This is a genomic window from Tolypothrix sp. VBCCA 56010, assembly GCF_050875635.1.
Classification (GTDB): Bacteria; Cyanobacteriota; Cyanobacteriia; order Cyanobacteriales; family Nostocaceae; genus Hassallia.
Genome location: NZ_JBPAOH010000018.1, coordinates 1 through 23,652 on the forward strand (window position 1 = coordinate 1; position 23,652 = coordinate 23,652).

The 23,652-nt window shown below is 42.7% G+C and carries 23 protein-coding genes; 6 read left to right on the forward strand and 17 right to left on the reverse strand.

The window, feature by feature from the left end; genetic code table 11:
* From AABK37_RS08665 to AABK37_RS08700, 8 genes are all read right to left on the reverse strand, one after another.
* A partial coding sequence (locus AABK37_RS08665) for an XDD4 family exosortase-dependent surface protein (protein ID WP_432551177.1) occupies nucleotides 1–1,516 on the reverse strand: 1,516 nt, incomplete at its 3' end.
* Between the two features lie 695 nt (nucleotides 1,517–2,211).
* On the reverse strand, nucleotides 2,212–2,487 hold the full coding sequence (locus tag AABK37_RS08670) for a hypothetical protein (RefSeq protein ID WP_432551178.1): 276 nt from the start codon (nucleotides 2,485–2,487) through the stop codon (nucleotides 2,212–2,214).
* Between the two features lie 403 nt (nucleotides 2,488–2,890).
* The gene (hflX, locus tag AABK37_RS08675) at nucleotides 2,891–4,630 is read right to left on the reverse strand and encodes a GTPase HflX (RefSeq protein ID WP_432551242.1); all 1,740 of its coding nucleotides are present in this window, start codon (nucleotides 4,628–4,630) and stop codon (nucleotides 2,891–2,893) included.
* Between the two features lie 112 nt (nucleotides 4,631–4,742).
* The gene (locus tag AABK37_RS08680; protein WP_432551179.1) at nucleotides 4,743–5,081 is read right to left on the reverse strand and encodes a type II toxin-antitoxin system PemK/MazF family toxin; all 339 of its coding nucleotides are present in this window, start codon (nucleotides 5,079–5,081) and stop codon (nucleotides 4,743–4,745) included.
* Nucleotides 5,071–5,313, reverse strand: coding sequence for a hypothetical protein (locus AABK37_RS08685; RefSeq protein ID WP_432551180.1), 243 nt, complete (start codon nucleotides 5,311–5,313; stop codon nucleotides 5,071–5,073). Before AABK37_RS08685 ends, AABK37_RS08680 begins: the two co-directional genes overlap by 11 nt.
* 92 nt (nucleotides 5,314–5,405) lie before the next feature.
* Complete coding sequence (locus AABK37_RS08690) at nucleotides 5,406–6,008, reverse strand: DUF2281 domain-containing protein (RefSeq protein WP_432551181.1); 603 nt, start codon at nucleotides 6,006–6,008, stop codon at nucleotides 5,406–5,408.
* A gap of 35 nt (nucleotides 6,009–6,043) precedes the next feature.
* The gene (locus AABK37_RS08695) at nucleotides 6,044–8,263 is read right to left on the reverse strand and encodes a tetratricopeptide repeat protein (protein WP_432551182.1); all 2,220 of its coding nucleotides are present in this window, start codon (nucleotides 8,261–8,263) and stop codon (nucleotides 6,044–6,046) included.
* A 189-nt stretch (nucleotides 8,264–8,452) separates the two neighbouring features.
* A complete protein-coding gene (locus AABK37_RS08700) occupies nucleotides 8,453–9,778 on the reverse strand; it encodes an ATP-binding protein (RefSeq protein WP_432551183.1) in 1,326 nt (441 codons plus the stop codon).
* 26 nt (nucleotides 9,779–9,804) lie between these two features.
* Between AABK37_RS08700 and AABK37_RS08705 the strand changes: the two genes are divergently transcribed.
* The 3 genes from AABK37_RS08705 to AABK37_RS08715 all read left to right on the forward strand — a co-directional run bounded on the left by AABK37_RS08705 (nucleotide 9,805) and on the right by AABK37_RS08715 (nucleotide 11,325).
* Nucleotides 9,805–9,927, forward strand: a complete 123-nt coding sequence (locus AABK37_RS08705) for a hypothetical protein (RefSeq protein WP_432551184.1) — start codon at nucleotides 9,805–9,807, stop codon at nucleotides 9,925–9,927.
* A 32-nt stretch (nucleotides 9,928–9,959) separates the two neighbouring features.
* Entirely contained in the window at nucleotides 9,960–10,178 is a 219-nt protein-coding gene (locus AABK37_RS08710; RefSeq protein WP_432551185.1) for a hypothetical protein, read from the forward strand.
* A 115-nt stretch (nucleotides 10,179–10,293) separates the two neighbouring features.
* Complete coding sequence (locus AABK37_RS08715; RefSeq protein WP_432551186.1) at nucleotides 10,294–11,325, forward strand: isochorismatase; 1,032 nt, start codon at nucleotides 10,294–10,296, stop codon at nucleotides 11,323–11,325.
* Between the two features lie 64 nt (nucleotides 11,326–11,389).
* Here AABK37_RS08715 and AABK37_RS08720 read toward each other — a convergent pair whose 3' ends face one another.
* Nucleotides 11,390–12,268 carry a LysM peptidoglycan-binding domain-containing M23 family metallopeptidase gene (locus AABK37_RS08720; protein WP_432551187.1) on the reverse strand — a complete coding sequence of 293 codons (879 nt, stop codon included), beginning with the start codon at nucleotides 12,266–12,268 and terminating at the stop codon, nucleotides 11,390–11,392.
* A gap of 299 nt (nucleotides 12,269–12,567) precedes the next feature.
* On the opposite strand from AABK37_RS08720, the gene AABK37_RS08725 reads away from it, so the two are divergent.
* Nucleotides 12,568–13,773, forward strand: a complete 1,206-nt coding sequence (locus AABK37_RS08725; protein ID WP_432551188.1) for an HhoA/HhoB/HtrA family serine endopeptidase — start codon at nucleotides 12,568–12,570, stop codon at nucleotides 13,771–13,773.
* Here the strand turns inward: AABK37_RS08725 and AABK37_RS08730 are convergent.
* The 4 genes from AABK37_RS08730 to ispD all read right to left on the reverse strand — a co-directional run bounded on the left by AABK37_RS08730 (nucleotide 13,758) and on the right by ispD (nucleotide 15,854).
* Nucleotides 13,758–13,880, reverse strand: coding sequence for a hypothetical protein (locus AABK37_RS08730; RefSeq protein WP_432551189.1), 123 nt, complete (start codon nucleotides 13,878–13,880; stop codon nucleotides 13,758–13,760). The two genes, AABK37_RS08725 and AABK37_RS08730, sit on opposite strands and share 16 nt — an antisense overlap.
* A gap of 3 nt (nucleotides 13,881–13,883) precedes the next feature.
* Nucleotides 13,884–14,231: a DUF760 domain-containing protein gene (locus tag AABK37_RS08735; RefSeq protein WP_432551190.1), complete on the reverse strand. Its 348-nt coding sequence runs from the start codon at nucleotides 14,229–14,231 to the stop codon at nucleotides 13,884–13,886.
* Between the two features lie 219 nt (nucleotides 14,232–14,450).
* Entirely contained in the window at nucleotides 14,451–14,981 is a 531-nt protein-coding gene (gene scpB / locus AABK37_RS08740; RefSeq protein WP_432551191.1) for an SMC-Scp complex subunit ScpB, read from the reverse strand.
* 171 nt (nucleotides 14,982–15,152) lie between these two features.
* Complete coding sequence (ispD, locus tag AABK37_RS08745) at nucleotides 15,153–15,854, reverse strand: 2-C-methyl-D-erythritol 4-phosphate cytidylyltransferase (RefSeq protein ID WP_432551192.1); 702 nt, start codon at nucleotides 15,852–15,854, stop codon at nucleotides 15,153–15,155.
* Between the two features lie 267 nt (nucleotides 15,855–16,121).
* Here ispD and AABK37_RS08750 point away from each other — a divergent pair, with 267 nt between their 5' ends.
* Nucleotides 16,122–17,105: a glycosyltransferase family 9 protein gene (locus AABK37_RS08750; RefSeq protein ID WP_432551193.1), complete on the forward strand. Its 984-nt coding sequence runs from the start codon at nucleotides 16,122–16,124 to the stop codon at nucleotides 17,103–17,105.
* A gap of 1,218 nt (nucleotides 17,106–18,323) precedes the next feature.
* The gene (locus AABK37_RS08755) at nucleotides 18,324–19,088 is read left to right on the forward strand and encodes a hypothetical protein (RefSeq protein ID WP_432551194.1); all 765 of its coding nucleotides are present in this window, start codon (nucleotides 18,324–18,326) and stop codon (nucleotides 19,086–19,088) included.
* Here the strand turns inward: AABK37_RS08755 and AABK37_RS08760 are convergent.
* From AABK37_RS08760 to AABK37_RS08775, 4 genes are all read right to left on the reverse strand, one after another.
* The gene (locus tag AABK37_RS08760) at nucleotides 19,062–19,226 is read right to left on the reverse strand and encodes a hypothetical protein (RefSeq protein WP_432551195.1); all 165 of its coding nucleotides are present in this window, start codon (nucleotides 19,224–19,226) and stop codon (nucleotides 19,062–19,064) included. The two genes, AABK37_RS08755 and AABK37_RS08760, sit on opposite strands and share 27 nt — an antisense overlap.
* 18 nt (nucleotides 19,227–19,244) lie before the next feature.
* Nucleotides 19,245–19,718 (reverse strand): CRR6 family NdhI maturation factor, encoded by a 474-nt coding sequence (locus AABK37_RS08765; RefSeq protein ID WP_432551243.1) that lies wholly within the window; start codon nucleotides 19,716–19,718, stop codon nucleotides 19,245–19,247.
* Nucleotides 19,719–19,907: 189 nt separating this feature from the next.
* A complete protein-coding gene (locus tag AABK37_RS08770; RefSeq protein WP_432551196.1) occupies nucleotides 19,908–22,145 on the reverse strand; it encodes a S8 family serine peptidase in 2,238 nt (745 codons plus the stop codon).
* A 179-nt stretch (nucleotides 22,146–22,324) separates the two neighbouring features.
* On the reverse strand, nucleotides 22,325–23,599 hold the full coding sequence (locus tag AABK37_RS08775) for a hypothetical protein (protein ID WP_432551197.1): 1,275 nt from the start codon (nucleotides 23,597–23,599) through the stop codon (nucleotides 22,325–22,327).
* Nucleotides 23,600–23,652 lie beyond the last annotated feature (53 nt).

Consider the following 23,652-nt stretch of genomic DNA (forward strand, 5'->3'; position numbering starts at 1 on the left):
CCTTGTCAGCAGCTTCCTTCTCAGCTTTCTCCTTGGCAGCCTTGTCAGCAGCTTCCTTCTCAGCTTTCTCCTTGGCAGCCTTGTCAGCAGCTTCCTTCTCAGCTTTCTCCTTGGCAGCCTTGTCAGCACATTCTTTAGCTTCTTTTGCTGCTACTTCCGCTGACGCTTTTTCCGCAGAGGCTTTCGTGGCTTTATCTACTGCCGCTTTCTCAGCAGCCTGTTTGTCAGCTAGCTCTTGGGCAGCTTTTTCCGCAGAGGCTTTTGTTACCGTTGCTTTGTCTGTGCAATCTTTCGCTGCCTTAGCTTTATCTGCTGCGTCTTGTGCAGCGTTATCTGCCGTATCTTTCGCTGCCTTAGCTTTATCTGCTGCGTCTTGTGCAGCTTTGTCTGCCGCATCTTTCGCCTTAACTTTATCTGCTACGTCTTTGGTAGCTTTGTTTACCGCATCTTGTGCATTAACTATGCCCAACCCAGTCGCTTTTTTTAGGACTTTTTCTGCGTCTTTTAGAGCATTGTCTGCTGCGTCTTTTGCTGCTGCTGCGTCTTTAGCAGCTTTGTCCGCCAATTCTTTCGCGTTAGCTTTATCTGCTGCGTCTTTAGCAGCTTTGTCTGCTGTGTCTTTCGCCGTTGTTGCTGCTGCTTCCGCCGTTGCTTTATCAGCTGCTGCTTTATCAACTGCTGCTTTCGCTGCTTTTGCCGCTGCTTCTGCCGTTGCTGTTTCAGCTGCTGCTTTGTCAACTGCTTGTTTCGCTGCTGTTTCAGCTGCGGTTTTATCCGTCAAATCTTTCGCGGTTGTTGCTACTGCTGCTGTTGCTTTGTCTAGCGCTGCTGTTGCATCTGCCAAAGTTGATCCGGCAAAGTGAGCTTCACTTAGGTTTGTACCGTATTGGAACAAAACATTACTGAAGCTAGATTCGGTTAATCCAGAAGCTCCCGTAAATGTGAATAGTATGGAGTTTTGAATCAAAGAAGTTTGTTGAACTGGCTTATTGGCGTTGGTAGTCAGATTTGAACTAGCACTCAAAATCCCGTAATCAAATTGATTGCCGTCACCAGTTAGATTACCGTTAAAGATGCCAAAGCCTGCTGTACCAATACCTTGATTTATATTTGCTAGGCTGGAATTACTAATATTCGAGTTGTACTGCCAACCACCTTTTAAGCTACTAACTGATACATCCTTAGGCTGTGTGCCAACAACAGAACCGTTTTGGTAGACATTTGCACCTAAGCCTAGCGTTGCGCTCTGGAGATTTAAGGACTTAGACGCATTGAAGAAAATGCCTGTTAGCAAATCTCCCTGAGCCGAGACATCGTTGGAGCTAGTATTGGTTAACCTCACTGTCAAGGTGTCGCCGTTTAACTGAAAATCTGCTGATGCAGCTAAATTAGTGCCCGATGAACCTGTGAAAGTTATTGCGTCTGCCCTAGGCATTTGCGACGCTATCACCACAGCTAATGACGACAAACCACAGCTTATATAACCTAATACTTTCTTTGAATACGCTTGAGACATTTTGATTAAACTCCTTTGAGTTTATAGCTATACAATTTTCTTAAAGTCACAATTGCAACAATCAGTTGCTGAATACAAATTGACATAAAAAATATCGAACGTCTATGAGTTTTTAACGGCTTCATTCAAAATTTAATTTAGGAAAAGATAAAATATTATCTTATGAATTAGTCTAAGATAAAAGTATTTTTACCGAACTCTTTTTTGGATAATACTTAAGTAAAACTACTAATGTTTGCTTTCAATATTAAGTTGTAATCTTCTAGAAAATAGCTGTTTTGCTTGAAGTATTAAACTATGGGTATTATTTAGTTACCTTTTCCCTAAAGTATTGAAATTCAGCTTCAGTACATAATTATAAAAATATAAAAAATTAATTTATATAAAGCAAGTAGCTTTTGAAATGTATGGATTTAGTATTAAGACTTACGTAAAAATAATTAAAAAGCTTATTGTAGAGTCGTGGTAATTCATGAATTACGGCTACTCAGGATGTCAGATTGTATAATTACTAAGTATAAGAGTAGAAGATGTGTAATAGTTATAAAGCTATCTATATAAGCATGAAATAAATAAGGAAAGGCAGACACCTTGCCTTAAGTTGAACAATTAGAAGAGTAATATACAGTGTTTTTACTGGCTGAAGTGATTTTTATATAATCAAAAGGTAAACATTTTACCTTTGAAAATTTTACTTACTCTATTTGTTGTACTAAAATCGGTGGTTCTGTCACCATACCTATAAGGTGTTCGCTAGGAAAAGACAAAACAGAACTACCTTCATTCATGGGAATTTGAAATAAACCATGATAAGCAGATTCTTGCTTATAGGCACGAGCCACAACAGTTGTTAAAAGATTATGGAGTACAGGTGCATCTGATTTAAAATAAACGGTGTATTCGTGTCCTCCAGATAAAAGAAGTTTAACTTTGATTTCTTGGGATTCAAGCTGCTGCAAAGCTGATTGCATAAAAGTTGCCTGTTTTTGAATGTTGATAGCTGGGACTGTTGTTAACAGTAAGGTTGAAAGGCTAATATCAAGCCTCAATGTTAAAATGTTTGTTAAGTAGATGGGCAGAAATAAACGTGCTTCTTAGTAGTAAGGAATAGAGGCACTTAAAACCAAAGATTTGAGCGGTAAACCGCTCACTACGAATTAAAAGAATATTTTATGTTTAATTTAGCCCGCTTATTTATGTACCCAGTAACCATTGGTTCTAGCATGTTTAGTGGAAGTTTGTCATGACTAATTTCTACATAAACGTATGACAGTTTAGTGGAGTAAAAATATTTTTCGTTATAAATAGCAAAACTCCGTAGTTTTATTGACTACGGAATTTTTTAACTTAAAGTTAATAAGTTCTTTTCAGTATTTACCGAGAAGAAGTGGCGTATTCAATTAGTAGAGCAAGACGCTGGCGGAGAGTTTCTAATCCCAGGCGATCGCTTGCGGAAATAAATACCGCTAAGGGAAACTCTTCTTGAGCTAAAGCTAAAGTTTCACTATCCACTTGGTCTATTTTGTTAAAAGCAACCAGCGCAGGTCCTGGAGTCACTGGCATTGCTGCTAAAATTTCTCTAACGGCGCGAATATGACTCAACCAAGCAGGATGTGACAAATCTACTAAATGCAGTAAAGCATCAGCTTCTGTAACTTCCTCTAAAGTAGCGCGGAAGGCATCCATTAATGATGCAGGCAGTTCGTGGATAAATCCGACTGTATCTGTCAGCAGAATTTCCTGAGTTTCACCTGTATCAGCATGGGGAATGATTAGCCGGCGTGTGGTCGGGTCGAGTGTGGCAAATAGCTGGTCAGCCGTGTAAATTTCCGCATTAGTTAGGGCATTGAGCAAGGTAGACTTGCCCGCGTTGGTATAACCAACCAAAGCCACTGAAGGAACTTCACGATGTTGTCGCTTTTGCCGCAGTCGCGATCGATGTGCTTGCAGTTGATTGACTTCTTGTTGTAGTCGAGAAATGCGCCTTCCAATACCACGGCGTTCGGTTTCTAGTTTAGTTTCACCAGGACCGCGAGTACCAATACCACCACCCAACCTAGACATTGCCTGACCTCTACCTGTAAGTCGCGGCAGCATATATTCTAACTGCGCCAGTTCTACTTGCAATTTACCTGCACGAGACTGAGCGCGTTGGGCAAAGATATCTAAAATAACTTCGGTGCGGTCAACTACCCGGACACCAATTTGTAATTCTAAGTTACGGACTTGGGCGGGTGAGAGGTCGCGGTCAAAGACGACGAGATTTGCGCCGATGGTTTGGGCGGTGAGGGCAATTTCTTGCACTTTTCCTTCGCCGACTACTGTTTGCGGATGAATGCGCGATCGCTTTTGTTGCACTGTCTGCAATACGTCTCCCCCGGCGGTATCGACCAACCGTGCCAATTCCGCTAATGTATCTTGGAATTGTTGAGGTGTGGTATCATCAGTGAATACACCGACAATCAAAACGCTATCGCGATCGGCATCTACTTCTTGAGCAACAAATTCCCGCCTGAAGTCTGCTTCTAATGCTTCCACCAAGTCGAGAAAATCTTGGTTTGTCAGCACGTCTAAGCTGAGGGGCGGTGATATATTCCAACTTGGAGATGGGATATTGCTCGATGCTGTAAGTGAAGCCGGACTTGCGATCGCTACGCGGGATTGAGCCGTCAGGTGCGCTAAATAAGCTTCTTTGACGTACCCAGTAACGCCACCACCCCGCTTTTGAAATCCCGTTCCGGTTATATTTAGCACAACTAAAGCATCTAGGCGTTGTAGTGCCATCGATGTCAGCGCCGCTTCGTTGGGCGGTTCTGACTTGAGATGAGTGGAGATACAACGAATACCGCTGAGTCGTTCTGCACCGTAGCGGGGCAATTCCAGCAGTGGGATTTGCGTTTGACGCGGTGAACCTACCCCGACGCGGATGACTTGTCCGCGACGATTGAGGTAGGCACACACGGCTTGATTAATTTCTGTACTAATTGCTGCCAGTCGCTGGGAAAATTCGGGCGTAGTTAAGCGATCGCCCGGTATGCGCTGGTGATACAGCCTAGCTAGTTGCTTTAGCTGGCTGGATTTTAGTCCTTGGAGATTACCAAAGATAGTCTCTATAGGCGTTTATGACCAGTAATATGGTCCCCCGAATCCTTCTATGTCTATTTTACAACACTGTTTTTTCATCAAACTCTTACTTTTGGGGGATGCGATGGTTTTTAAGCTTTGATTACTGGTTCAGCATATTATACAATTTGTTAACAATTTCAGCTTGTGTATCTGGTGACAATGTACCTAGTTCGCGCTGGATAATTGATTTGCGAAGTGTTATCAAATGATCCAACCGGATGGTAGAGGGTTTATGCAAACCACTACTGGCAAAGTCGGGATGGTTAATATCGAGAACAAAGTCAGTGTCCAGCAAATCCGCAGGAATCCGACTGGTAATTAGAGCCAGAATAATGTGTTGATTCGCTCCCACAGCATTAGTTAGATAAACAGCAGGACGCACCTTGGAAGAGGATAAATCATCAAATGGAAACTTGACTAAAACAACTTTACCTTTCATTGTTCAGTGGTTTTCCATCTTCTAAAGTGTAGATGTCTTCCTCTGGATCGTGGAGGAAGGCAAAAACTGGATTAGTAGCTGCGGCTTTTAGCCATTCATTTTCATCTATATCTTCTGCTTCGGGAAATAGAAGAATAACACGAACGCGACCAGTTTGTTTTACAGGTAATGGTTGATCTAAATGCAATTCACCTTTGGCGTTAACCGTTCCAGTAATTTCTAACGCTTTCATAGTTTTTACCTAGTTTTATCTAAAGTTTATCGGTGCTAGCTTCTGATGCCTTACGGCAAACCGCTACGCGTTTACACTTTTATTTGGCATTGCTATTCCAAGTGCGATCGCTCATTTTCTAAGGATGTTTGTTCTGTATTTGGAGTTGCGGGTTCTTCAATTATCAGCGTGACTCGGTATTCACCTGGCATTATATCACCATCAAGCTGTACTGTCAGTTTGCCATCAGGTGTGACAATAGCTTCTACTTTCACTGTGCGTAAGGTGACATATCTATCGCCGTCATTAGATGTAATATTCACTGGTATTTTGCCCTGGTAGCTGCGATATTTTTCATGATATTTTCCCCTTACTGCTTTGCTGAAATCATATCCATCAAGAAATTCTGAATCGTTAACAGAAAACTCTCTCACTTCTGGGTCGTTTAAAAAATCTTCAGCTGTTGCAGCTATATAAGGTGCTAGTAGTTTGTGGCGTTCTTCTACAGTAAGTCTAGCAATTTCTTGCAAAGATAACTGTTTTTTATCTTGGGTTGTTGATGAAACACTAGAATCTGATAATTCGCTTACCTGCTTTATCTGTCCTGCTTTTTGCACTAAAAATTTGACAAAATCAAGTACTTCCTGTTGCTTGTCATTTGGGAGGATTCGCAAATTATCTAATACTGCTTTTTCAAAATTCATTGTTTCTAACATCTGATGTACCTCTCTTTGATGGTAGATTCTTTAAATCAGCGCCTAAAACCAATCAGCCTCAAGAAGCCTGTAAAAGTAGGAATTAATTTTTGCAATCCCAATTTTTGCAAGACACTGGTGATAATTTGCCTTATGTTGGCTTTAAACTGAGCGTTAGCAAAGTCAGGGTTGATTTCATAAGCTTTCTGTATGCTGGCATTTCCTTTTCTCCAGCGACCTAATTTTATTAATGCGGCTCCACGGTACAACCAAGCTAGGTGGTCATTTGGTTGAATTTCTAAAGCTTTATCGTAAGATGCGATCGCCTCTTCGTAGCGTCCTAAATTTAACAGCGCATTACCCCGGTTGTTCCAAGCATAGTGGTCGTCTGGTTTAATTTCTAAAGCTTTATCGTAAGATACGATCGCCTGCTCAAAGTTTCCTAAATTTCGTAGCGCATCACCTCGCCAATACCAGGCATAGTAATCATCTGGCTTAAGTTTTAAAGCTTGGTCATAAGATGCGATCGCCTCTTCGTAGCGTTCTAATTTTACCAGTGCATCCCCCCGGTTATCCCAAGCATAGTGGTAGTCTGGTTTAATTTCTAAAGCTTTATCGTAAGATGCGATCGCCTGCTCAAAGCGTCCTAAATTCCATAATGCGTTGCCCCAATCATTCCACCCAGCAACACAACTGGAGTCTATCTCTTGTGCTTTTTTGTAACTAGCAACTGCCTCTTCATACCGTTGTAAATTACTTAATGCATTTCCCCTGTAATGCCATGCACTATGATTATCAGGTCTTACTTTCAGTACTTGGTCATAAGATGCGATCGCCTGCTCAAAGTTTCCTAAATTTCGTAGCGCATCACCTCGCCAATACCAGGCATAGTAATCATCTGGCTTAAGTTTCAAAGCTTGGTCATAAGATGCGATCGCCTCTTCGTAGCGTTCTAATTTCACCAGTGCATCCCCCCGCCTGTCCCAAGCATAGTGGTAGTCTGGTTTAATTTCTAAAGCTTTATCACAAGATGCGATCGCATCCTCGTAGCGTTTTAATTCTCTCAGTGCATCCCCCCGCCTGTCCCAAGCTTCGTGGTAGTCTGGTTTAATTTCTAAAGCTTTGTCGTAAGATGCGATCGCATCCTCGTAGCGTTTTAATTCTCTCAGTGCATACCCCCGGTTATCCCAAGTATCGTAGTCGTCTGGTTGAATTTCTAAAGCTTTGTCGTAAGATGCGATCGCCTCTTCGTAGCGTTTTAATTTTCTCAGTGCATACCCCCGGTTATCCCAAGCATAGTAGTAGTCTGGTTGAATTTCTAAAGCTTTATCGTAAGATGCGATCGCCTCTTCGTAGCGTTCTAAATCCCTTAGCGCAATACCTCGGTTGTTCCAAGCATAGTGGTAGTCTGGTTGAATTTCTAAAGCTTTATCGTAAGATGCGATCGCCTCTTCGTAGCGTTCTAAATCATATAGCGCATTGCCCCGGCTGTACCAAGCATAGTGGTAGTCTGGTTTAATTTCTAAAGCTTTGTCGAAAGATGTGAGAGCTGCTTCATATTCCTTAGCAGTATCTAACAACCTTCCCAATTCACGTAATAAGTTAGCCTTTCGACTTTCTATCTGATGTTTTTCTGTCAGAAGGTCTTGAATCTCCAGTACTTTCTCTATCTTTTTTTCCTGACTGAGTTTCAAATATTCCTCATAGTCGGCTTCATCTAGTAGACGAGATGATTCTTTCTCTACAACTTCTGGTGTTGTGGGTAATTCAAATACGCCAGAACGCCAGTCAAAAAAATCTGGTGCGCGGTGAATTAAATAGTTTATCGAAAATGACCGTAAGAGGAAAACAAAGCAAAAGGGGAAATCGTCTCTAAAGCGCTCTCGTTGTTGATTGAGGTGATTTAAAATTGGTGGAACACTAGCTAAATTGCTGAATTGTCCCTCTGTTATTTCGCCAAAAGTTCTTTGTTCATACTTGTATAAGGAATATTCCAGACCTTTAATCAATAAAATATAAACTTGCTTGTCTTTAACAAACTCCGCCACTCGCTGATATAAATTATCAATTGGCTCGACAAAGCGCAAAACTGCAATTTTTTTCTGGGGAATATCCTGCGGAAGTTTGGCAATTAAACTGTCTGATTCCGTAGGTGTACATTGCACAAAAAACAAGCCAAATCCTGCTTTACGCTTCAGTGCGCGAACTAAGTCTTGATAAACTTCTTTTGGTTCTGAGGGTAAATCTTCATCCCAATCACTTAAATTTTGGTTCATGGAAGTTTCGCTATTTTCAATTAGCACCATATCCCGCCCGGAAATTAATTTCCGGGCTAATAGCTAAAGTCGGTTTAAAGCGACTCAAAAGTGAATCAAATAAGTATTTAGTCCTCTTAAGAGGACTTTTGCTATGAGCCAAGGATTTTAATCCTTGGCGGTTGTTGGTATCATTGCAAAATATGAGTTTCATGACAGTTTCGCTACAGCTTCTTTAAATTCAGTAATCCCTTGAATCAGTGGATGAATATCATACCAGCGCTGCATCTCTCCCTCATCATCCAAATAGCGGTATTCTAAAAGACAGCGGTTATACATCAAGCTGCGATACTGGTCATCATTGATGATGCGCTTAGAACAAGAGACTTCCGCTAACAAACACCATTGATGATTTTCCACTGCGCGGCGATAATCATCTCTAGCTTGAGTAACTGCTCGTCGCACCGCTTTTTCAGAAATTGGTAACTCTTCACTGCGTCCAATTGCATCATGTGTTAACAATAGCAAATTTCTCACATGACCTCCACTCATCAAACACAGTCTTTCCAAGGTTTGAGGATTGTCAAAAATTTCCTTTTCTAGTGATAGTTCCGGTGCAATTTGTCGGACTCGCTTGCTAATTACTTCTTTAACTTTCTTCAGTCCTGGTTCGTAAATGTCTCCTTTGTGAGTCTTAACCATAATCATCGGTAAAATCAGACATTGACCGTAAATATCCCTGATATCTGTTGCTCGTTTAGAATACAACATAGAAATCGGGACAGTGTAAATTAAATGGCAATCCAAAGCTTTAAGTTGTTCGCTGCGGTCTAAAAAAACTTCCTCATGGTTGGTGTTATCTCCATCTTTAACTAACACCATCCGGTCTAAGTTATCTACAATTATCGCTAATTGAGTGCTGCCGTTGGGTAAATGCTTTTTTGCATCTGCCAAAAACTCATTCAACACCTTAATTAAAGTGACAGTGCGGGGATTAATTTTTTTGCGAATTTGTTGACGTAATTCAGGAACAGCTCTTAAATTTGCTGTCAGCTTGGCAAATTGGGAAAGTTGCGCTTCAACTTCCATGCTCTCAAACTCTATCGGAGTCTGTGCCAAATCTTTCAATTCTACCCAGCAGTCTTTTAGCCAGTTCAGCACCGGACGAGGATTAGCAATTTTCTGTAAATCTTTGAGTAAATGACGGGTACAGGCGAGGAGAATATCTGTATACTGGGCATCTTCTGAGTCTATATCCTCCTCATCAGCGGCAAAATAGACTACATAAAATTGCCGATTCTCTAAATATTGCTTTAACCTCAGCAATTCTGTAGATTTCCCTCCACCCCGATGACCAGAATACAATTGGCAAGTGTTATTATTTGCCAGTCGCATCCGATTTCCCAACTCATTTAAAATATCTGCATCTCCCCGCACTTGCTGACAATCTACATACTTTGGATCACCTGCGGGTAAAGGTTCAAAGGGGTTAAAGGCGTTGTAAAGGTTTGTAAGTAAATCTGTATGATTAACCATAGGTAACAAATATTGCACTGTTACTCATGCTAGCGAAGATTATAAATAATTTAGGTGGTGGGGAAGAGATGAATAAGAGCAGCCGAGAATCTGGCTTTTACCTGTTGCTGCTGCAATTGTTAAAGGCGATCGCCTCCACTACCAGCTAAAGTAAACTTATCACTATATTGTCTAATTACCCATGCTAGAAAAAACCTCGATATTTCAAAAAGCAATTGACGCAGTAGAAGCACTCGATCCAGAAGCTCAAGTTCTTCTTGTAGATATTATTAGCAAACGCCTGAAACAACAGCGACGAGATGAATTATTGAAAGAAATTGCACAAGCAGAGAATGACTATGCTCAAGGTAATATACGACGTGGTTCAATGGCAGATTTGATGGCGGAGTTGGACGAGTGAGAAATTTAATTTGGAGTCCGACATTTATTCGTGCTTTTAAGCGATTAGTAAAAAAAATCCGGAATTTTTAATTTCAGCAATCATAATACTTGAAAAAATCAGCGCATATTTGATAATGAACACCCAAATAACAACCCAACTCCCCATTCCCCCGCACTATCACCTGGAAAAAGTAAGCGAAGTCTGGCGCGTACCTTATCAACAACGTGCAGCGGAAGCACAAGCGTGGGCTAAAGAACACAATATCAAATCCGCATCAACAGATAAAAGCCGCGTTTGTCTACTTTTAATTGATGTACAAAACACCTTTTGCATTCCCGACTTTGAATTATTTGTAGGTGGCAAATCCGGTACTGGGGCGGTTAATGATAATCGGCGATTGTGTGAATTTATTTATCGCAATTTGGGTGTAATTACGACAATTGTACCAACGATGGACACTCACACAGCGATGCAAATTTTCCATCCAATTTTCTGGGTGAACGCTAAAGGTGAACATCCCACACCCGCTGCTTCTAGCATCACTCCAGCAGACATTGAAAAAGGAATTTGGAAAGTTAACCCCGCAGTTGCTTTCAGTTTGGGATACGATTATGAATTTTTAGAAAAACACGCCTATCATTACGTGAAACAACTAACTGAAAATGGTAAATATCCGCTTACAGTTTGGTTTTATCATTCTATGTTAGGTGGTATTGGTCATGCTTTAGTTTCATCTGTCGAGGAAGCGATATTTTTTCACTGCATTACTCGTGATAGTCAAACGCAATTTGAAATAAAAGGTGATAATCCTTTGACAGAAAATTATTCTGTGCTGCGTCCAGAGGTTTTGTCAGGTGTTGATAAAAAGCCAATTGCTCAAAAGAATACACGTTTAATTCAACAACTTTTAGAGTTTGATGCTGTCATCATTGCCGGACAAGCTAAAAGTCACTGCGTTGCTTGGACTATTGACGATTTGTTAACAGAAATTCAGCAGATAGATGCTAAACTTGCTAAAAAAATCTATTTGCTGGAAGATTGTACTTCTCCCGTTGTCGTGCGTGGTGTGGTGGATTATACAGAGCAAGCTGATGCGGCGTTTGAGCGATTTGCTGCGGCGGGGATGCATGTAGTTAAATCTACGGAAGTGATTAGCTTTTTTTAACGCAAATTCACGCGGAGGAATTCCAGAGAAACACGGAGGAAATTTTTGCGTTTAAAAACAAGGGTCAACGCTGCATATACTGATTTGGATCTTCGGCTACCCAACCTAAGTCGGAACTGGAACGTATTTCAAAATGAAGGTGGGGTTGGGTGGAGGTAGGTTTTCCAGTTGTACCTACGGTTCCTATTTCGTCTTTCTGTTTTACTTGCTGACCGACGGAGACTTTGATATTTTCCAGATGAGCGTAGCGGCTTTGTAATTTGCCGGCGTGATTAATTATTACCAAGTTGCCGTAAGTGCCTTGATTGCCAGCAAAGACTACGGTTCCGGGTGCGATCGCTTCTACTGAAGTTCCCACGGCTGCTTGCAAATCTACACCGCTGTGAAAGAAAACTTCATTTGTCGAAGGATTAATCTGCCAACCGTAAGGTAATGCTACACGAGCATTTTCTGGCAAAGGATACCCAGTGAATTTAATCTCAGTTGTGCTACTAGCTGTGCTGGAATTAGTTACAGGACGACTCCGCGATGAATTCCCTTGAGGTACAAACACGACTCTCGGATTCTTTTCACAGCCATTTACTTCAAACAAGGCGTCAGCACGGATTTTATACTTTGCTGCGACTTCTCGCCAATTTTGTCCGCGAGGCACTTCCACGACAATTCCATCGTAGGGAGGAATTAAAATTTCACTACCTATGGCTACGGTGCGGTTTCGCAAATCTGGATTCATGCCGATAATAGTTGTTGGCATGAGATTGTAGCGCTGGGCTATGCTTGCTAAAGTTTCGCCAGAAGCAACTTTATGGCGTTGGAAACGTTCAAGGGCTGGAGTGGGACAACCTGGAACAGCAGCGTTAGCGCTTTTTGATGGGGTTGTGGACGCTAGCCCAAAAATGCTGACTAGGAAACAGAGAAACTGTTGACGAAAGGGAAAAGTCATGTAGAGACAAAGAAACTAGGGATTACGGACTGGGGACTAGGGATTAGGAAAATATGACTAACCCAACCCTTCGGGTTCGCCAGTTGCGTGACTGTCGGCAGAGCGCGATAGCGCACTGGCTCACCACTAACAACTCACAACTAACAATTAACAATACCTAATCCAAAATCCAAAATCCGAAATCTAAAATTTTATTGCCCTTAGTGTCAAATTAGGCTGTCGAGCATCTGTTAACTAGCCTCTAGCTTGATTAAACTTATAAGTTAGCATCTGCATTGCTGTCTATGAAAGTAAGAATTATGAAGTTAACCGTAAAAAAACTAGCCGTTTATCTGTCCTTATTGGCGATCGGCGGTGGTGCAGGATTGTTAGGCGGTCGCTTTATTCTCCCACAAAGTCGCCCGTTTCAAGATTTAAAAGCTGTGACAGTGGCTTTGCCTCCACAAACTGTAGCACCATTACCTGTTGGGGGAGCGATCGCTCCTACTGGCGGAGATAATGTAAATTTTATTGCCGCTGCTGTACAAAAAACCGGACCTGCGGTAGTCCGAATTAATGCTACTCGCAAAGTCGCCAATCCGATTTCTGACGCTTTAAAAAATCCGCTTTTGCGGCGATTTTTTGGCGAGGATGAACAACCAGTTCCCCAAGAGCGAATTGAACGCGGTACGGGGTCTGGATTTATTTTGAGTCAAGATGGTGAATTGCTAACTAATGCTCATGTGGTAGCAGACACAGATACAGTATTAGTAACCCTCAAGGATGGTCGGACTTTTGAGGGTAAGGTGTCGGGAGTCGATCCGATTACAGATGTGGCAGTAGTAAAAATTAATGCTGATAAGTTGCCAACTGTCAAGCTAGGTAATTCACAAAACTTAATACCCGGACAGTGGGCGATCGCAATTGGCAATCCTCTCGGTTTAGATAATACTGTCACTATTGGTATCATCAGCGCAACCGATCGCACTAGTGTTCAAGTCGGTATCCCCGATAAGCGAGTCAGTTTTATCCAAACTGATGCGGCGATTAACCCCGGTAACTCCGGCGGACCTTTGTTAAACGCCCAAGGCGAAGTGATTGGCGTTAACACTGCCATCCGCGCCGATGCCCAAGGACTCGGTTTTGCCATTCCCATCGAAACCGCCGCCCGCATCGCGTCGGAACTGTTTACCAAAGGGCGTGCTGAACATCCTTTTTTGGGAATTGAAATGGTAGACCTTTCTCCTACCAAAAAACAGCAGATTAATCAAGAAAGTAATCTGAACATTAAGCACGACAGCGGTGTTGTCGTTAAAGGAGTTCTGGAAAAATCACCCGCACAAAAGGCAGGACTGCTTCCTGGAGACTTGATTCAAAAACTTAACCGCAAACCAGTCAAAACAGCCGCTCAGGTACAGAAGGTGGTAGAGTCCAGTTCAGTTGGAGACATCCTAGAGATGGAAGTCAATCGCAACGGGAAAATTCAAACCCTCAAAGTAGTCTCTGGGGCTTATCCTGAGAAATAGTGGGCATTGGGCATTGGGCATTGGGCATTGGGCATTGGGCATTGGGCATTGGGCATTGGGCTTCTCCCCTTGTCCCCTTTTCCCCTCTGAAAATTCCCACTATCCACTCACTATTGATTGTTACTCAAATTTTCTAACTGCATCCGTTGTTCCATCTGGCGCAAAAAATACCCCGTCATCATCGCCGATGCTAAAAGACCAGCTAGATTCTCCCGATCTGTTGTAACTTGCACGTGGAAGTTTTCTGCTGGAAGCATTCCCACAAGCCCTTGAACGTTTTGGGAAATTATTTGTTTAATTTCCGGGCTGACGGACTGGGCGACACGGGCTAAAACTTCTGGAGACTGGTGCTGTAGATATTTAAGTAACTGATTGGGGTATTCGTCAGAATTGTCGGAAACAAGCTGATTAGGGTGTTCCTCAGAGTTGTCATTCAAAAAGTTAGGATTAAACACCATTGGCAGTTATGCTAGCTGAGTTGCTATTTCTACTCTAAACCATTCAACGAGGGTAATGCATTCCCCACAGGTATTAAGCGAAAACTTATCCATAGGACAACCTTTGGCGCTTCAACATCAGCCCTGAGACTGATGTTTTTGGCTTTTTTGCACCGTGAAGAAGGAGTCCTCCGCGCCTTTGCGCCTTTGCGCCTCCTAACAACTAACAACTAACTTTTTTTATTCTGATTCAGTTTTGAAGTCTAGTTCTAGTTGTCGTTCTTCTTGGCTGCGGTCGAATGGTTCGGGAAGTTGCTCAATTTGGAAATATTGATGAAATTTCGGAGTAATTTGTAGCGAATAAGACCGAGATTCATTATCTCGGCGTTTTCGGACAAAACCGAGTTCGACTAGTTCGGGAACGTGTTGATATACTCCCGAACCGCGCACATTTATCAAGTCGCTTTGAAGAATCGGGCTATTAAGAGCGATCGCTGCTAAAGTTCGCAATGCCCCCAACCCCAATTCCACTGGTATCAGGGTTTGGACTAATTCATGATAATCTGACCGCAGTTGCAGACAGTAACCTGCTGGAGTTTCTACAACTTCTAAAGCGCCATCTCTGTGGGCATAGTTGTCGATTAATTCGATTATGCCTGACTCAACAGTAGCGCGATCGCACGCGGCATACTCGGCGATTTCACCGAGCGACAAGGGTTTACCTTTTAAATACAGAATCGCTTCTATCTTGTTCGCTGTGCCTGTAATCATTGGTCATTGGTCAAAGGCGGTAACAGAGCAAATGACAATTGCCAAACTCTTTAAGTGTGTGACATTATATCATAACTTGTAGTAAATGTCAAAGCAAAAAAGTCTCCTTTTCCCCCACTCCCCCTACTCCCCACTCCCCCCACTCCCCACTCCCCCCACTCCCCACTCCCCCTACTCCCCACTCCCCACTCCCCACTCCCTCTCTTGGAGGATGAATTCGGCGATCGCTAAATCTTGTGGGGTAGTCACTTTCAAATTGGTTTCTTCCCCTTGGACAATTGCGACGCTGTAGCCGCACTTTTCAAACAAAGCCGCATCGTCAGTTACTTCCCAACCCTGACGAACACCTTCAGCGTGGCATTGTTTCAACAACTTGACATCAAAACCTTGGGGAGTTTGTGCGGCATACAGTCGCCGTCGGTCAGGAGTAGTTTGAATTATGCCATTTTCATCGACAACTTTGATAGTATCCTTGACAGGGATGGCGGCGATCAAACCAGAATGATGGCGAATGGATAAAGCACAAGCATCAAATAAATCCGGTGTGGCAAGACATCTGGCGCCATCGTGAATCAAAACTTGCTCTGCGGCAGATGGTAATGCCAGTAAGCCATTGTAAACTGATTCTTGGCGTGTGGAGCCGCCTTCGATCAATTCCACAGGTTTAGTTAATTTTTGTTTAGCAATAATTGTCTGGAGGTCTTGCCAATCGGTAGGATTCGCAATAATGCCGATCCAACTAATTAGGCTTGCGGCTTCAGCGGCTTTGAGAGTCCAACTAATTATCGGTTGCGATCGCACGAGTAACAGAAGTTTATTGCGATCGCTTCCCATTCTTCGTCCCATCCCCGCAGCTGGAATTAGTAAATGCACAGTTTTCTGGTAAGTAGTTAGTGGATAGTAGTTAGTGGAAGCGTGGAAGCGTGGGTAGTCGAAGCGTGGAAGCGTGGGTAGTGGGTAGTCGAAGCGTGGATAGTCGAAGCGTGGAAGCGTGGTAAGTAGACAACTAACAACACTGCCACTAACCACCAACCACTATCCACTAACTACCAACAACGCTCCTACTTACAACTAACAATTAACAATTTCCAATCCCTATATTCTCCTAAAATAAGTAGCGAGTAAGCGTAAATAAATCTTATGCGAATAGTAGCCCTTGTTCCCGGCTCAATTGGCGACCAAATTCTCTTCTTTCCGACTTTAGATGACCTGAAGCGGTATAATCCATCAGCTCAGATAGACGTTGTTACCGAACCCCGCTCAAAAGCTGCCTACCGGGTAAGCAAGTCAGTTGACCAGGTACTGACATTTGATTTTCAAGACCGCAACAGTTTAGCAGATTGGGGTAACTTGGTGGGTATGATTCGCGATCGCGAGTACGATGTTGCCATTGTTTTAGGACAAAGCTGGTTGATTGGTCTTATACTTTGGTTGACGGGAATCCCCACACGGATAGGTTACCAAGGCAAAGGTTCTGCTTTTCTGACCAAGCCGGTGTCGCTGAAACAATCGCAGTATACTGCGGCAATGTATCATGACCTCCTCACAGGTTTGGGCATTCAATCTACTTGCCCGGATTTAACGGTGAATATACCTTTAGCCGATATTGATTGGGCAGAAAAAGAACAAAAACGTTTAGGTGTGCATGAAACAGGTTACATCTTGATTTACGGTGGTTCTAGTCAGTTAGCCCAAAGCAAACCGGCAAATGAAGTTTATCCTGTGGAAAGTTGGCTGCAAATTATTCAAAATTTCCGCAGCAAGCAACCAGAAATGCCTGTGGTAGTAGTCAAACAAGCAGAAGATGAATTGGTGCGTAGACGCGGAGCGGCTTGTCTTGTGACATCGCTTGAGTCGTCCCAGAAAGATGTTAAAATAACCTCCCCAGATGATATCGGCAAGTTAGCCGCCATGATTGGCGGGGCAAATTTAATGTTGTGTACCGACAGTGCGCCGATGCACTTGAGTGTAGCAGTACAGACTTATACTATTGCTTTATTTGGTGACACAGACCCAGCCAAGTTGTTACCCAAGAGTGATAAATTTTTGGCGATCAAATCTCTTACCGGTAGAATCGCTGATATTTCACCCGATACAGTTTTGCAGAAAGTTTGGGGTGGCTAGTACTGCAATAATTGTGTTTTTCAGCTTTGCACGTCTTGGCTGATGATTTCGTTTACTTTTTTTTCTTGAGTGCGATGGCGCAAAGTGCCCGCCTGAAGCGCGATCGCTTTCCTTCAATATCAAGGTGAGCCACATTTGCCTTACTTGAATATTTTAACATCCTAGAGAAGTGTTATTTTAGACGTGTGGAATGTTAAGTGATCGCCAAATATTCTTTTGTTTGAGTTTCCATTCCCCTAGTTCATATAAGAGTTACTACTTAGGGTAAATTTTTAAACAGTCACATTAGCGACTTGGCAAACTTTTTCTTGCACAGGCTGGGACAAAGTTAGATGCGCTATACTGTTTCTCCTATCTTAATTTTTCACATCCGAAGTATTGAGTCAGAACGTACTCGATAATCAATTTAGAATAGCCGAAAATTCCGAACTAACACCAATTCTGTATGAAGATGCGTCTATAAGAATTACGCACGCACTCTTGGGCTGTAGTAGGGGCAATTCATGAATTGCCCCTACACAGATGGGAAGCGCAACCTCACATAGAATTGGTATAACACCACACAAAATCTGATTGCATTGCCAAAAATTTAGCTGTAATAGTTGAGTTTATTTGGCAACAAATTTTAGTTTCAAACAAAAAAATAACTATTCTAAGCAGATGTTGTCAAGTATTTCTATTAACACTTGGCGAGGATTTTTGCTACTTTTTTACAAAAATTTACAAATATATTATTGACAAAGATAAGTTAAAAAAATTAGATTTTTGCCAAATTGTTAGTTTAGATATATTTGTGGGAACAATAACTTTGGCATTCGTGCATAGTATGCATTTAACCCAGTTATGAAAATTGGAAAATGGCTAATTGTAAATGTTCAAGGTGTCATAGTTAACAGCCAATTGTTAACCATAAATTAAATTTTCAATAAAAAAAATGAACTGCAAGATATGCTTTTTGATTCAGCAGGAAATATGAGGTTTTTTTACAAAACTAATCAATCAACTAAAGATTTCAGTTAAAACAAACATTAGCACGCCTGTATACACAAAATTAAGGATTCTCGGCTATTGGGCAAACATTGGTTGCCGATACTACTTGGTGTGATTAGCTTCTGGGTGGATCTAACGCGCCATATTTTGTGTTCCTTAGCTTATTTCTCGTTATAAATGCTAGTGCATCAGCCAAAAATGTGATTAACTATACAAAAGGAAAAATAAATGGCGATTTGGTTACATGGCTTTATTAGCAGTGGAAAACGGTATATCCAAGTAGATACTCAGACTCATCATATCATTGGGGTTTTCCTTCATATTATCTATTCTTCACCGAGAATGCGTTTTTCTACATTAGAAAATACTAAAAGTGCATATTTCAAGTGTAAGGAAGACGCAACAATAACTTTTTACCAAGCGGGAATGAAGAATGAAGCTAACTCAAAAATTTGGACTTATCTAGTGTATGAATGTCCGCTGATGGAAGAAAAAGTATTCCGTGACTCATCTATCGATACAAGCACAAATCTTCTCAAGGAATTATTAGCTGGTAAAAAACTAGTTCGATTAACCGAAAATATTCATGATTATCTCAACTATAAATATAATCAATGTGAATATTTGGATGTAGAACTTCCTTTAAATTGGAATACTTCCACAGGAAGAGAAATTGCCGATTTGCTTTTAGCAGAATTTAACGCTTTAAAAGCATCATCCGTGTTTGCAGAAAATGCCGGCAAAAAATACATACAAACAGTTTTGGATAGCTTTATCAAAGCTGCACAGGAAGTTTTAGAAATCGGTGGTACAGCAAAAGATTTTGAAGCTGAACAATACAAAATACTGAATCAAATCAGGATTGATGAAATAGTAAATAGAATTATTGACTATAACGATTATCGAATCTGGCAGGAAGCTTTACCAACTAAATCAAAAGCAGTTGAATACGCTTTCAATACCGCATTAAGTTTTATATATCGTATAAAGTGAGTTGGGAATTGGGCATTGGGCATCGGGCATGGGGCATTGGGGAGGCAGTGCGTTGGACGGGTTCCCCGGCTTGAAGCACCTGCCGTCATTGGACATCGGTAATAACTCTTTTTCTAATCCCCATTGCCCATTGCCCATTGCCCATTGCCCATTTTTTCAAAACATTTCAAACAAAGCATCATCTAAGTCATAACCTAGCAATTGAGCCATTGATTTGAGACGAAATTGATTGGGTATACCCTGCTGTTTGAGCCAATCGCTTAAAATAAAGATTCTCTGCATCAAAAAGATTTCTAAAGCTTCAGGATTATACTGAATACCTTCTTTTTCACTGAATTGGTGGGGTACAAGCATAGCGACGTAACGAACAAGTTCCCCAGCTTTCCAATCTAGTAAAAATGGCAACCAAGGATAGCGAGCATCCAGACGGAGAAACCACAAGCGTACTTCTGGAATTTCTGAAAGTTCCCGTGGATCGCTTGGATCTTGAGAATAGTTTATCTCAAAGTGCAGCTGCTGTTCGTGGGATGCGATCGCCCCTTCTTGCAGCAGTTGTGAAATCACCGTTGATGCGGGTGATAGATCCAGATTGTTAATGCAGTCGGTATTAAGTGCGATCGCGATCGTCATTGGCATTCATACGATTTTGTGCAACAGTCAGATCGAGAATACACAGTAGCAGCTTTCAGGTACTAACGCCACACCTATTGATTAAAATAAAGACGCGATAATATCGCGTCTCTATTCGTAGTCAGCGCTGAAGCGCTTTAAATAAGCACGCTTTGTGCTTACTACAAATGCACCCTGAGATGATCTGGATTAACTGAAAGATTTGCGGTACAAGGCATTATCGCCACCCACAACAAACGTGTCAATACGGTTGATTCCCGTAGAAACAGCAGCAGGAGCAGAAATGCATGAACCTGCTAAATTCTCCCAAGCGTTCCAACTAGAATTATCCCAGGTTTTGCGGTACAAAGCATTATCAGTACCAACTGCAAACACGTCTAGTCGGTTCGCTCCCCAAGAAGTCACCGCCGGCGAATATAACCATAAGCCACCTAAGCTTTCCCAATTGCTCCAAGATCCGCCATCCCAGGACTTGCGGTATATCGCATGGTCACCACCTCTAACAAACAATTCAACGTGGTTAGCGCCCGCAGAAACTGCCGCTGGCGCAGACAAACACAAGCCGCCTAAATTTTCCCATTCACTCCACTTAGCACCATCCCAAGATTTGTGATATGTGGCGTTGTCAGCACCAATTGTAAACACATCAAGGCGGTTCGCTTCTGAACAAACAGCTACACCCTGCTTGCAAAAGCCGCCTAAATCTTCCCACTCGCTCCAAGTAGAATTATCCCAGAACTTGCGAAGCAGTTGGCGCTGTTGACCAATAATAAATGTATCAATTCGGTTTGATGTCAACGTCACAGCCGCAGGTGCTGATAAGCTAAATCCGCCCAAGTTTTGCCACTCGCTCCAATTAGAACCATCCCAGGACTTGTGATATATCGCACTGTCACCACCCAGAACAAAAGTGTCAAGGCGTTTTTCTCCCGAAGTCGTAACCGCAGGGGCAGAAAAACAGTTACCATCTAATTTTTGCCATTCAGACCAACGTTGCTGCTGGGGTTGCAACAAGTCAAAAGCAGCTTTTGGCTGAATAATACCCGCACCGGAATGCGGGTCCCAACCCGGTTCACCGATATTTTTCGCGGTACTCTTGAGAGCATTTTTTGCTTGTTCTTGAGTTAAGTCAGGTTTGGCATTTTTGAGCAACGCGACTACACCAGCAGCGATCGGTGTCGCGGCAGATGTGCCGTTATCAGAGGCAAAGTAACCTCGAAAATGAGTAACAGAACAAAAATCAGGCTTGTTAGGATCTAAAGCTGCTGGTCCTTGGCTGCTATAACCTACAAATTGTTCATCTTTGTTGACAGCACCCACAGTCATTACTAAAGGATGTCCGTTTGCTCCCCAAATGCTTTTGCCTGGTCCATTATCGGTGCCACATCTGTCACTTGGACAGCTTTCACCACAGTTACCAGCGGCAAACAAGACGAGAATTCCTTCGTTAATTGCTTCTACAACTTTGCGGCTGAAAGGATGATCGGGATTTGTGGCATAAAATTCATCCCAGCTTTTTTGGTAAATTCCCCAACTGTTGGTGAGGATGTGGGGTGTACCGTCAGTTTTGTGCTGCTTGATTGCCCATTCGTATACTGTTAAGGCAGTGGATACGGCACCGCCATCAGAGATGCGACAATCGTAGAGTTTGGCTTCTGGAGCCATACCCAAGACATCGGTAGCACACATATTACCATGTTCGCCCCAAGCGCGGGCGGTTGTTCCCCAGTTCTGTGCCGGTCCGCCGATGACGTTGGGAATTTTGCGATCGGTTTCAAAAGCGCCTATGTAGCGACCTTCGGCGGTGATGCCACCATCGACAACGCCAACGACAATGCCCTGACCTTTGTAGCCAGCTGCCCATATTTTATCAACACCAAAGTAAGTTGCAACGTCGGCGATCGCTCCCTTTGCCGTTGTTGGAGAACAGTCACATGTGCCAATCGGACATGTACCAGTCGCATCCATTGGCATGACTAAATCTTTGTCTGCTTTCTCCAACAACGCACTATTAAAAGGGGCAATAGGTGTATCTTTATACACCTTAATTACGTTAGGTTGTGCTTCTAATTCTTCAATTTTGCTTTCCTCTACCACCCCGCGCACGATCGCTATTTCTTGATTGTCAGCCAATAAACGGGCTGCATCTTGACTCGCGCTAACTGGTACTGGTTCATAGCTGGTATCCAATTGAAAGCCGATAACGTTCATTTGTGCCGCCATCTGTGATGCCCCCAATACTCCTTGAGCCTTAGGCACGCGCATTTCTACTAGCACGTTTTGCAACTTAGGAGAATCACTGGCGTTCATATCACCGCTAGGCATCTCCCGTGGAAAGTTTGGCGAATCCATACCCAAAGATGGCATCTTGCCACTTTCGCTTTGCGGTTGTGTTTTGCCAGACATCCCATAGCCGTTACTTTGCATATTTTATCCTCTCTAATTCTTGTTTGTTTAATTACAGCTATTTTCAGCTAAATAAACCACATCTTGTTATCTCATACCAATTCTGGCTTGAAGATGCGTAAGCGCACGCTCTTTCGCACTCAGTAGGGGCAATTCATGAATTGCCCCTACACAGATGGGAAGCGCTTTTGTAAGTGACATCAAGGACATTTTGGGTACAAGGTTTTTGTGGGGGTGTGACGCGGACTTAATATTAAGTACTTGTTCATGAATTTAATTAAGTCACTGCGCTGTTTAGTATTCCATTGAGCAGCAGTGTAACGGTGCGATCGCCCTTTCAAATGCAGTAACATCATCTTGAGGAAATCACGGCTGGCAGCAATAGCAGCTTTTTCTGGGGGGTTGCTAACATTAACATAATCTCGCGGATCGACTGGCAGAGGAATCAGCCGACCTGGTTGTCGCATCGGAAAAACTCGGTGTTCTTGCGGATACGGAAGTCCCTTAATGCCATAGTAGCGAATAAAAATAATTGCACCTGCACCACTACGTTCACGGGCTGTATGTGCTGGGGAATACGAGTCTTGAATCAGGTGCAGCGCTTCTCCAATCCATTCAAAGGCATTCGAGCGCTTGGTTGCACTTAGCACTTTACCATGCAAAACGATCAATTGCTGTCTAGTTTCGGCTAATGCTTCTTCTAGTTTTTGGCATTTGTAGCGGCGTAATGCATGGCGGCGTTGCTGGGTGGGTTTAAAATGGTTTGATAGCTTCTCGGTATCAACTCTGCGGACACCTCGATTCATCGCGTCTAACTCAGTCTTGGAAATGGGCAAACCACGCGCTGCATGACTATTTAAGGTTTCGTGTCCTGGGGGAATTTTCAGCAGTCGGTTCTCGACAACAAAGGCTTCTGCCTCTTGTTGAGATTTATTTTGCAATTTTCGCTGCAAGTATTCAGCTTCTATATATCGGTCATAGGATACTTGCTCGGAATCATCGCTTTCAATAGCTGCGTCAATTTTTTCTAGAAGTTGTTCTAATTCTGCCTCTAGATTCGTTTCCATTTCCCGCTGTCTTGGGGGTAACGCAGGTTCAACAGGTGGTAATTTAACGCCTTGTTTTAAAGTTGTAACTAACACAATCCGATTGCCGTTTTCACCGCCAGGACGATAGATAATCGGCACACCCCGGACAACAGCAATGCGGGTGTTGTAACCTGACCGCGTTTGGCGATAGTGTTTTGCTTTGTAAAACTCACTTTTAAAGGTGTGTGGGTCAAAGCGTACACCAGCAGACAAAACACGCTTGAGGAACTGTTGAGGGAAATGCACCCCCGGCAAGAAGCCTTCGTGCTTGAGGTAAGTGGCAAACCTATTTGCAGGATTACGTCCTGCTTGTCCGCGTAGTTCTAATTGACCCTGCTCTAATTCTGAGTAGCCGTTTAATAGCTGCTCTGTAAATGTGTTACTCATAATACTAAGTCCTAAGTACTGAGTTCTGTGTCATACTAAGTTGCCCTCCTCCT